The 10,510-nt window shown below is 63.9% G+C and carries 8 protein-coding genes; 2 read left to right on the top strand and 6 right to left on the bottom strand.

Annotated features, from left to right (window positions below; genetic code table 11):
• Nucleotides 1-114 precede the first annotated feature (114 nt).
• Together VGP39_RS07120 and VGP39_RS07115 are read left to right on the top strand one after the other, a co-directional pair.
• Nucleotides 115-480 (top strand): response regulator, encoded by a 366-nt coding sequence (locus tag VGP39_RS07120; RefSeq protein ID WP_027538546.1) that lies wholly within the window; start codon nt 115-117, stop codon nt 478-480.
• An 11-nt stretch (nt 481-491) separates the two neighbouring features.
• On the top strand, nt 492-1,865 hold the full coding sequence (locus VGP39_RS07115; protein WP_327567400.1) for a PleD family two-component system response regulator: 1,374 nt from the start codon (nt 492-494) through the stop codon (nt 1,863-1,865).
• A 737-nt stretch (nt 1,866-2,602) separates the two neighbouring features.
• Here the strand turns inward: VGP39_RS07115 and rpmG are convergent.
• The 6 genes from rpmG to topA all read right to left on the bottom strand — a co-directional run.
• On the bottom strand, nt 2,603-2,770 hold the full coding sequence (gene rpmG, locus VGP39_RS07110; RefSeq protein ID WP_027537094.1) for a 50S ribosomal protein L33: 168 nt from the start codon (nt 2,768-2,770) through the stop codon (nt 2,603-2,605).
• Between the two features lie 118 nt (nt 2,771-2,888).
• A complete protein-coding gene (locus tag VGP39_RS07105) occupies nt 2,889-4,214 on the bottom strand; it encodes an LLM class flavin-dependent oxidoreductase (protein ID WP_327567399.1) in 1,326 nt (441 codons plus the stop codon).
• Nucleotides 4,215-4,335: 121 nt separating this feature from the next.
• Nucleotides 4,336-5,079: an NUDIX hydrolase gene (locus VGP39_RS07100; protein WP_327567398.1), complete on the bottom strand. Its 744-nt coding sequence runs from the start codon at nt 5,077-5,079 to the stop codon at nt 4,336-4,338.
• Between the two features lie 127 nt (nt 5,080-5,206).
• Nucleotides 5,207-5,638: a DUF983 domain-containing protein gene (locus VGP39_RS07095; RefSeq protein ID WP_327567397.1), complete on the bottom strand. Its 432-nt coding sequence runs from the start codon at nt 5,636-5,638 to the stop codon at nt 5,207-5,209.
• Nucleotides 5,626-7,980, bottom strand: coding sequence for a ribonuclease R (gene rnr, locus VGP39_RS07090; RefSeq protein ID WP_327567396.1), 2,355 nt, complete (start codon nt 7,978-7,980; stop codon nt 5,626-5,628). Before rnr ends, VGP39_RS07095 begins: the two co-directional genes overlap by 13 nt.
• 3 nt (nt 7,981-7,983) lie before the next feature.
• Nucleotides 7,984-10,510, bottom strand: a 2,527-nt coding sequence (topA, locus tag VGP39_RS07085; protein ID WP_327567395.1) for a type I DNA topoisomerase, incomplete at its 5' end; no start/stop codon positions are given.

Genomic DNA, 10,510 nt, shown 5'->3' with positions numbered 1-10,510 from the left:
GCACTCGGGCTTAACAGGTTAGAGCGAATCTGGCGCTAATTTGAATTCGCCGTCGAGCGCATTCGACGGCGCGGCTGCATCGGGCTGCCGGAACCGGCTGACGGGAGGGGCGGGATGGCAAAAACCGTCCTGATCGTGGAGGACAACGAGCTCAATATGAAGCTCTTTCGCGATCTCCTGGAAGCCCATGGCTACCAGACCTCAGGCACCAGCAACGGCTTTGAGGCGCTCGATCTCGTGCGAAAACTTCGGCCCGACCTGATCCTGATGGATATCCAGCTGCCGCAGGTCTCCGGCCTTGAAGTGACCCGCTGGATCAAGGACGATCCGGAGCTGCGCGCCATCCCGGTGGTCGCGGTGACGGCGTTTGCGATGAAGGGCGACGAGGAGCGCATCCGCGAGGGCGGCTGCGAGGCGTATCTTTCCAAGCCGATATCGGTCGGCAAATTCATTGAAACGGTTCGGCGTTTTATCGGTTAGGAGTGGTTTTGATGTCCGCGCGTATCCTGGTCGTCGACGATATTGCCGCCAATGTGAAGCTCTTGGAAGCGCGGCTGTCGGCCGAATATTTCGACGTGCTGACCGCGTCCAACGGCGCCGAGGCGCTGGCGATCTGCGCGCGCGCCGAATGCGACATCATCCTGCTCGACGTGATGATGCCGGACATGGACGGTTTTGAAGTCTGCCGGCGGCTGAAGGCCAATCCTGCGACGCATTTCATCCCGGTGGTGATGGTGACCGCGCTGGACAGTCCCGCCGACCGCGTGCGCGGGCTGGAGGCCGGCGCCGATGATTTTCTGACCAAACCGGTGTCGGACGTGGTGCTGATCGCCCGGGTGCGCTCGCTGACCCGGCTGAAGATGATGACCGACGAGCTGCGCATGCGCGCGATCACCTCGCTCGAAATCGGCGTGCAGGCGCCCGAGCATAGCGCGGTTGCCGACGTCGGCAAGGGCGGCCGCATCCTGCTGGTCGACGACCGGCCATCCTCCTATGAGCGGCTGGCGCCGGTGCTGTCAGCCGAACATACCGTCGACGTCGAGTGCAATCCGGCGGAAGCGCTGTTTCACGCCGCCGAGGGCAATTACGACCTTTTGATCGTCTCGCTCGGCCTGCAGGATTACGACGGCTTGCGGCTGTGCAGCCAGGCGCGCTCGCTCGAGCGCACCCGGCAGGTGCCGATATTGGCCATTGCCGACGCCGACAACAACACCCGGCTGCTGCGCGGGCTTGAGATCGGGGTCAACGACTATCTGCTGCGCCCGGTAGACAAGAACGAATTGTTGGCCCGCGCGCGCACCCAGATTCGCCGGCGGCGTTACACCGATCATCTGCGCGACAATGTGCAGCACTCGATCGAGGCCGCGATCACCGACGGGCTCACCGGGCTGCATAACCGCCGCTACATGGAAAGCCACTTGGGAACGCTCGCCGAACAGGCCTCGTCCCGGGGCAAGCCGCTGGCGCTGATGATGCTCGACATCGATTTTTTCAAGGCGATCAACGACAATTACGGCCACGACGCCGGCGACGATGTGCTGCGCGAATTTGCGGTGCGGGTCCGCAAGTCGATCCGCGGCATCGATCTGGCCTGCCGCTACGGCGGCGAGGAATTCGTCATCGTGATGCCGGAAACCGACCTGCACGTCGCCGGCATGGTGGCCGAGCGGCTGCGGCGCTCCATCGCCGGCGAACCCTTCGCGGTCAACAAAGGCGCCAGGCGCATCGAGGTGACGATCTCGATCGGGCTGTCGATCCTGGAGCGCAAGGGCGAAGCCATCGCCGACGTGCTCAAGCGTGCCGACACCGCGCTCTACCGCGCCAAGCACGACGGCCGCAACCGCGTGGTGGCGACCGCGGCGTAGTCCGTCATTGCCGGGCTTGACCCGGCAATCCCTGCTTCCTCGCAAGACTCTTGCAAAGCGTGATGGATACGCGGGTCAAGCCCGCGTACGACGCCGAGTATGTTGCGGCGTCTTGCTTAAGTTCTTTTTCAAGTTTCAAACAGCCACACTTCTGCGTTCTCGCGGCGCAGTGCGTCCGAGGTTTGCCAGTCCCTCGCGAACCCAAGCGAGGGGTGGAGCGGCGGGAGGCGCCAGGGCACCAACGGGCACCCTTAGAGGCGGGATTGACGTACCCACCTCGCGCGGCAAGGCACCGCGCGCGCCCAGTGACGTAGGGCGCAGCGCCTCCCGGCGCTCCACCTTGACCACCGGCCTGTCGACCGTTCCGGGGCGCCCCGGTCCGGCCAGCTTTCGCTCTGCCCGCTGAAGGATCGCTTCTAGAAAGCGCCCCCCTCACCGGACAGGACGCGAGCAGGATAAACCAGGTTTTGGGGTGTTGGATAGGCATACATTCACAAGTTCGTGAACAGCAGCCTCGAACAGACTTTCGTGCCCCGGACGCAGCGCAGCGCGTAGCTCTTGCGGAGCGGTGCAGAGCCGGGGCCCCGGTTACTTGCTGCTCGAGGAAACCGGGGTCCCGGTTCTGCGAAGCAGCGCTTCGCGAAGAGCTACGCGCTGCATCGCGCCCGGGACACGAGGGTTGCAAAAACAAAAACGGGGCCGAAGGCCCCGCTCAAATCCCGCCAAGCGCCCGGCGACTACTTGATCTTGGATTCCTTGAACTCGACGTGCTTGCGCGCGACCGGGTCGTACTTCTTCTTGACCAGCTTGTCGGTCATGGTGCGCGAGTTCTTCTTGGCGACGTAGTAGAAGCCGGTGTCCGCGGTAGAGACGAGCTTGACCTTGATGGTGACCGCTTTGGCCATGGCTTAAAACCCCTGATGTCCGGAAAACAAAGCCTGCCAGACAAACTGGCCAGCATTTGGGCCGCAACCTAGCTTCGAACGCCCCAAAGTCAAGGTTTTAGGATCGATAACCTCGGATTTAGGCCTCGAAAAACCGGTTTATCGGCCGCGGCAGGCCGAGATTTTCCCGCAATGTTTTTCCCTCGTATTCACGCCGGAAAATACCGCGTTTCTGCAGTTCCGGCACCACGCGATCGACGAAATCGTCGAGCCCGGCCGGCAGATAGGGGAACATGATGTTGAACCCGTCGCAGCCTTCCGTGGTCAGCCATTCCTCCATCTGATCGGCGATGGTCTGCGGCGTGCCGACAAACGACAGCCCGCCATAGCCGCCGACGCGCTCGGCGAGCTGGCGCACCGTCAGCTTGCCACGCGCGGCGGCATCGACCAGCCGCTGCCGGCCGCTCTTGCTGGCGTTGGTCTCGGGGATCGGCGGCAGCTGCCCATCGGGATCGAAGCCCGACACATCGGTGCCTAATTGCACCGAAAGCGAGGCGATGGCGCTGTCGTAATGCACCATGCTGTCGAGCAGCGCGCGCTTCTCCTGGGCTTCATCGACGCTGTCGCCGACCACGACAAAAGCGCCCGGCAGGATTTTCAGGTGCTCGCGGTTGCGGCCGAGCCTGTCCATGCGGCCCTTGATGTCGGCATAGAGTTTTTGGCCGTCGGCGAGCGGACCGCCGCCGGTGAACACCGCCTCCGCGGTCTCGGCGGCGAGCTGCCTGCCGTCCTCGGAGGCGCCGGCCTGGACGATCACCGGCCAGCCTTGCACCGGGCGGGCGATGTTGAGCGGTCCGCGTACCGAGAGATATTTTCCCTTGTGATTGAGCACATGCATCTTTTCCGGATCGAAATAGAGGCCGCTCTCGACGTCGCGCACAAAAGCGTCGTCGGCGAATGAATCCCACAAGCCGGTGACCACGTCGTAGAACTCCCGGGCGCGCTTGTAGCGCTCGGCATGCTCCATGTGGTCTTCCAGCCCGAAATTCAGCGCCGCATCCGGATTGGAAGTGGTGACGATGTTCCAGCCCGCGCGTCCGCCGCTGATGTGATCGAGCGAGGCAAAACGGCGGGCGACGTGGTAGGGCGCGTCGAAGGTGGTCGAGCCGGTCGCGATCAGCCCGATATGTTCGGTCAAGCCGGCCAGCGCCGAGAGCAGCGTGAACGGCTCGAACGAGGTGACGGTGTGGCTGCGCTTCAGCGCATTGACCGGCATGTTCAGTACGGCCAGGTGGTCGGCCAGGAAGAAGGCGTCGAACTTTCCGGCTTCGAGTTTGCAGATCAGTTGCTTGATGTGCGCGAAATTGAAATTGGCGTCCGGCCAGGCGCCGGGATAACGCCACGCGCCGGTGTGAATGCTGACCGGCCGCATGAACGCGCCGAGCTTCAATTGACGTTTTGTCATTGCTCCAATCCCTTCGCCTCTTGGTGAGGAGGCGCGCTTGCGCCGTCTCGAACCATGAGGATGAGCACTCCTCATCCTTCGAGACGCGGCGAAGGCGCCGCTCCTCAGGATGAGGTTATGTTCATGCCCTGCCCAGCACATCCCTGTGCATCTTGCCGCCGTAGAAATGGAAGAACGGCACCGCCGCGTCGTGGCTGAGCGCCCCGGCGGCGAGGCGCTTTTCCAGTTCATCCAGAACATTCCTGGTCATGTTGTGCAGGTCGGCCAGCGGTTTGGAGCCGATCTCGAACCACACCAGTTCCACCAGCTCGGCATCGGGGTGAATGACGCCCGGCACATGATGGGTGATGGCCGATGCGTCCGCAGTGAAAAACCGCGTATCGAACCGCCGCACGCGGCCGGGCGGCGTGATCGCGCGCGCGATCAGGAACAGGCTGGACGGATCCGGCAGCAGGCCGGCGTCGCTGAAAGGTTTCCACACGCCGTCGAGTTTCGGCGCAGCGCCGTTGCTCTTGGCGCCGAGGCAAAGTCCGGTTTCTTCGCAGGCCTCACGAATGGCGGCGATCGCCAGCGCGCGCGCGCGCGACCGCGCAATCCGGGGACTGCCCATAAGCAGGTTAGCTTCAAGTTCTTGCGGAATCGGCGCAGCAACGGGAATGCGGTTGTCCGACGGGTCGACACGGCCGCCTGGAAATACGAATTTTCCGGGCATGAACACCACCTTGTCGTGGCGCTTGCCGACCAGAACCTTCGGCGTCGCGCCGCTGCGATCGATCAGGATCAGCGTGGCGGCATCCACCGGCCGGCGATAGGGGTGATGATCGGCCTCTTTCTCTTCTTTGACGACGCTTGCCGCTTCGCTCATTTCAGTCGCGCCCTACATGTTTTTCTTGCGTCATTGCCGGGCTTGACCCGGCAATCCATCCTCTTGAAAAAACTTTTTGCGAAGAAGATGGATGCGCGGGTCAAGCCCGCGCATGACGCATCGGGGTTTATTGGCCTTCGGGATTCTTCTCGTCAAATCCGTGCATGCGCAATGCCCACTGCACGCCGACCACCGCACCCTTCACCGGCTGCAGCAGCACCAGCGACAGGATCAGCGTCAGCGGCAGATAGATCGATAGCTGCAACGGCACCGAGGGTGAATAATCCGTCTCGATCCACAGAATCATCGGCACCACGATGTGGCCGACGATGACGATCACCAGATAGGCCGGCAGGTCGTCGGCGCGATGCGGGGTATAATCGAGCCCGCATACCGCGCAATGATCGTCCACCTTCAGGAAGGCGCGAAACAGTTTTCCCTGGCCGCAACGCGGGCAACGACCGCGCAGCCCGCGCTTCAGCGCAGTCCACACATCGCGCTTTTCCGCCGGCGCGGAATCCCGGGTCCAGACTTTGGTCGGCTCGTTCACGTTTTCCATGACTGGCCTTTCTTCGATTTGCCGGGCTTGCCCTTGTTCTTGGCCTTGCCGGCCTTGCGGTCTTTCTTGCGCGGGCTGCGGCCCGGATGAGCTTTTGCCTGCGGATTGGGTTGAGCTTTCGCGCCATCGCCGCGCGGCTGCTCGCGCCTGCGTCCGCGGGTCGCGACGCGGCCTTCCGACAGCAGTTCAAACCGCAACGCGCCCGCCACCGGGGCTGCTTCTACCAGACGTACATCGACCACGTCCCCCAGCCGGTGCATGGCACCGCTGCGCGAGCCGACCAGCGCATGGCGCGCCTCGTCGTAATTGAAATATTCTGATCCCAGCGTGCGGATCGGGATCAGCCCGTCGGCGCCGGTGTCGGTCAGTTTCACAAACAGTCCGGCGCGGGTGACGCCGGAAATCCGGCCCTGAAAGGTCGACCCGATGCGGTCGGCGAGGAAATGCGCGATCAGCCGGTCGGCGGTTTCGCGCTCGGCCTTCATGGCGCGGCGCTCGGTGACGGAAATTTGCGCCGCGACTTCGCTGAGCGTCTCCACCGTCTCGGTCTGCGGCAATGCGCCTTCGCCAAGTCCGAGGGCGCGGATCAGCGCGCGGTGCACGACGAGGTCGGCGTATCGCCTGATCGGCGAAGTGAAATGCGCGTAGCGCCTTAGGTTCAGGCCGAAATGGCCGTAATTCTCGGCGGAATATTCTGCCTGGGCCTGCGAGCGCAACACCACTTCGTTCACCAGCAGTTCGGAATCGTGGCCCTTGACCTGCGCCAGCACGCGGTTGAACAGCGCCGGGCGCAATGCGCCGCTTTTGGCGAACGGCAGATCGAGGGTTTTGAGAAATTCCTGCAAGTTGTGAACCTTCTCCAGCGTCGGTTCATCGTGCACCCTGTAGATAAGCGGCAGCGCCTTCCTTTCAAGCATTTCGGCCGCGGCGACATTGGCAAGGATCATGAATTCCTCGATCAATTTGTGCGCGTCGAGCCGCTCCGGCACGACCACGCGATCAACGGTGCCGTCGGGCTTGAGCAGGATTTTGCGTTCCGGCAGATCGAGGTCGAGCGGATCGCGCTCGTCGCGCGCCAGTTTCACCGTGGCGTAGGCCGCGTAGAGCGGCTTCAGCACGGAAGCGAGCAGGGGGCCGGTGGTGTCATCGGGCCGGCCATCGATGGCGGCCTGCGCCTGCGCGTAGCTCAGCTTCGCCGCCGAGCGCATCAGGATGCGATGAAAGGAGTGCGAGCGTTTGCGTCCGTCGGCGCCGATGACCATCCGCACCGCCAGCGCGCCGCGCGGCTCCCCCGGCACCAGCGAGCACAGATCGTTGGAAATACGCTCCGGCAGCATCGGCACCACGCGGTCGGGGAAGTAAACCGAATTGCCTCGCGTCAGCGCGTCGCGGTCCAGCGCCGAACCCGGCCGCACATAGAACGCGACGTCGGCGATGGCGACGTTGAGGATGGTGCCGCCCTTGTTGTTGGGATCGGGATCTGCTTCCGCATGCACCGCGTCGTCGTGATCTTTTGCATCGGGTGGATCGATGGTCACCAGCGGCACATCGCGCCAGTCCTCGCGGCCAGCAAGGGTTGCGGGTTTTGCCTGCTCGGCTTCGCGCAAGGCGGCCGGCGAAAACGCCTGCGGAATTTCGTGGGCATGGATCGCAATCAGGCTGACGGCCTTTTCGCTCGCCAGCGAGCCGAGCCGCTCTTTCACCTTGCCCGATGCCAGTCCAAAACCGCGCGAGCGCACCAGATCGACGCTGACGAGATCGCCGTCCTCGGCGCCGCCGGAGTCGGCCTTGGCGATATTCAACTCGCGGCCGGCCTGTTTCTTGTCCACCGGCACCAGCCGTCCGCCGCCGCCGGGTACGCTGCGAAAGATTCCGAGCACGCGGGTCTTGGCGTGATCGACCACCTTGATGACGCGGCCGCTGTAAGCGCCGCCTTCGGCATCGGGTTTCTCGACGCGGAGCAGCGCGCGGTCGCCGACGCCTGCCGCGGTGCCCGGCTGCGGGCGGCGCGGGACATGGATGCGGATTTTCGGCGGCGCGCCGCTCTGTTCCTCATCCCACTCGGTTGGGGTGGCGATCAATTCGCCGTCGCTGTCGCGGCCGGTGATATCGGCCATCACGGTGGGCGGCAGCGCCGCCGGCTCGTGGATTTTCTTGCCCTGCTTGGCGATACTGCCTTCGTCTGCCAGCTCGCGCAGGATGCGTTTCAACTCGACCCGATCGGCATTCTTCAACCCGAACTCGCGCGCGATCTCCCGGGTTCCGACCTTTCCGGGATGCGCGCGGACGAATGCGAGGATGGTCTCCCGGCTCGGAAAGCTCTGCTCGCGCTGTTTGGCCAACTCTTATCCGCTCGCCTTGCCGGGGTTCGTCTTGGCGACCGGCTTTGCCGGTTTGGTCGGCGACGTCTTGGCGGTCGCCGTCACCGGCGCACGCGCTTTGCTGGCCGCATCGGATTTCGGTTTTGCCACGGATTTCTTTGCCAGGGCCTTCTTGGCTGGTTTCGGCGCGGTTGCATCCGCAGCGGCTTTTGCCGAAGCCTTCTTCGCCGGCGCTTTCTTCGCACCCCGTTTCGGCTTGCCGCCGCCTTTTGCGGCGCGCTCGTCGATCAGCAAAATGGCTTCTTCCAGCGTGATGGTCTCCTGGGTCTTGTCGCTGGGAATGGTGGCGTTGACGCCGCCGGCGGTGACGTAAGCGCCGTAGCGTCCGCCCTTGACTGCGACGGCGCCCAACGTCGGATGCTCGCCCAGCGGCTTGCCGGGATCGGCGCCAAACCGGCGCTTGCTCGGGCCTTTCGCGATTCGATCGGCGATCAGCGTCACCGCGCGGTTGAGCCCGATGGTGAACACCTCGTCGCCGGCCTCCAGGCTCGCATAGGTCTTGCCGTGCTGCACATAGGGCCCGAAACGGCCGATGCCGGCCTTGATCGGCTCGCCATCTTCCGGATGTTTTCCCACCTCGCGCGGCAATGACAGGAGTTGCAGCGCCAGCTCAAGCTCCATGTCGGCAGGCGAGGTGCCTTTCGGAATCCCGGCGCGCTTCGGCTTTTCGCCCTCGGCGTAATCCTTCGGCTCGCCGAGCTGGATGTAGGGGCCGAAGCGGCCGGCCTTCACTGCGACTTCAAGGCCGGATACCGGATCGTTGCCGAGAATGCGGTCGCCGGTGGCTTCGCCGTCGGCGGCGAGCGGACGGGTGTAACGGCATTCCGGATAATTGCTGCAGCCGACAAAGGCGCCGAACTTACCGGCCTTGAGGTTGAGCTTGCCGGTGCCGCAGCTCGGGCACTGCCTTGGATCGCCGCCATCCTCGCGCGGCGCATAGATGTGCGGCCCCAGCATCTCGTCGAGCACATCCAGCACCTGCGAGATTTTCAAATCCTTGATCTCGTCGACGGCGCCGATGAAATCGGTCCAGAAATCCCTGAGCACCTGCTGCCAGGAGATTTCATTGTTGGAGATGCGGTCGAGCTGCTCCTCGAGATTGGCGGTGAAATCGTATTCCACATAGCGCGCGAAAAAGTTCTCCAGGAACGCGACGACGACGCGGCCCTTGTCTTCGCCATGCAGCCGTTTTTTCTCGAGTTTTACGTAGCCGCGATCTTTCAAGACTTGAAGGATCGAGGCATAGGTTGAGGGCCGTCCGATGCCGAGTTCTTCCATGCGCTTCACAAGCGATGCCTCCGAGAAACGCGGCGGCGGCTCCGTAAAGTGCTGGGTGACGGCGAGATCCCGGCGTTTCAGCGCTTCGCCCTCGCTCATGGCGGGGAGGCGGCGGCTGTCCTCGTCGTCGCCATCGTCGTCGCGGCCCTCCTGGTAGAGCGCCAGAAAACCGTCGAATTTGATCACTTGGCCGGTGGCGCGCAGCTCCAGCATGCGCGATCCGGCCTTGGCGGCGATATCGACGGTGGTGCGCTCCAGTTCGGCGGATTCCATCTGGCTGGCGATGGTGCGGATCCAGATCAGCTCATAGAGCCGCGCCTGATCGTTATCCAGCCGGCGGCGCATCTCGGCGGGGCGGCGCGACAGGTCGGTCGGCCGGATCGCTTCATGCGCTTCCTGTGCGTTCTTGGCCTTGGTCTGATACTGACGCGGCGCCTCCGGCACATAGGCATTGCCGTAGTCCTCGCCGATCACCTTGCGCGCTTGGGTGATCGCCGAATTGTCGATCTGGACGCCGTCGGTTCGCATGTAGGTGATGAGGCCGGTGGTCTCGCCGCCGATATCGATGCCCTCGTAGAGCCGCTGCGCGATCCGCATGGTATGCGCGGGCGCAAAGCCCAGCTTGCGGCTGGCTTCCTGCTGCAGCGTCGAGGTGGTGAAGGGCGCCTGGGGATTCCTGCGCGCCGGTTTTGCCTCGACCGTCGAGACCGTGAAGTTCGCGGCTTCAATGGCCTTCCTGAAATCTTCCGCCTCGGCGCCGGTGCCGATATCGAGGCGCTGGATCTTCTTGCCGTCGGCGCCGACCAGCCGCGCCTCGAAGGCGTCGCCGCGCGGCGTGGTCAGCGTGGCGACCAGCGACCAGTATTCGCGCGGGATGAATTTTTCGATCTCCAGTTCGCGGTCGCAGACTAGACGCAGCGCCACCGACTGCACGCGTCCCGCCGAGCGGGCGCCCGGCAGTTTGCGCCACAGCACCGGAGAGAGCGTAAAACCCACCAGATAGTCCAGCGCGCGGCGCGCCATATAGGCGTCGACCAGCGCGCCGTCGATCTGGCGCGGGTTCTTCATCGCTTCGGTCACCGCCTGCTTGGTGATGGCGTTGAACACCACGCGCTCGATCTTGTGATCCTTCAGCGCGCGCTTCTGTTTCATCACTTCCAGCACGTGCCAGGAAATCGCCTCGCCCTCGCGGTCGGGGTCGGTTGCGAGGATC

It is taken from the genome of Bradyrhizobium sp. (assembly GCF_036009065.1).
Taxonomy (GTDB): Bacteria; Pseudomonadota; Alphaproteobacteria; order Rhizobiales; family Xanthobacteraceae; genus Bradyrhizobium.
This window is presented reverse-complemented; position numbering and strand designations above follow the sequence as displayed.

Bases quoted from the DNA above. Each gene is read 5' to 3' on its own strand.
- VGP39_RS07120 (WP_027538546.1), top strand. From the start codon at position 115: ATGGCAAAAACCGTCCTGATCGTGGAGGACAACGAGCTCAATATGAAG.
- VGP39_RS07115 (WP_327567400.1), top strand. From the start codon at position 492: ATGTCCGCGCGTATCCTGGTCGTCGACGATATTGCCGCCAATGTGAAG.
- rpmG (WP_027537094.1), bottom strand. From the start codon at position 2,770: ATGGCCAAAGCGGTCACCATCAAGGTCAAGCTCGTCTCTACCGCGGAC.
- VGP39_RS07105 (WP_327567399.1), bottom strand. From the start codon at position 4,214: ATGACAAAACGTCAATTGAAGCTCGGCGCGTTCATGCGGCCGGTCAGC.
- VGP39_RS07100 (WP_327567398.1), bottom strand. From the start codon at position 5,079: ATGAGCGAAGCGGCAAGCGTCGTCAAAGAAGAGAAAGAGGCCGATCAT.
- VGP39_RS07095 (WP_327567397.1), bottom strand. From the start codon at position 5,638: ATGGAAAACGTGAACGAGCCGACCAAAGTCTGGACCCGGGATTCCGCG.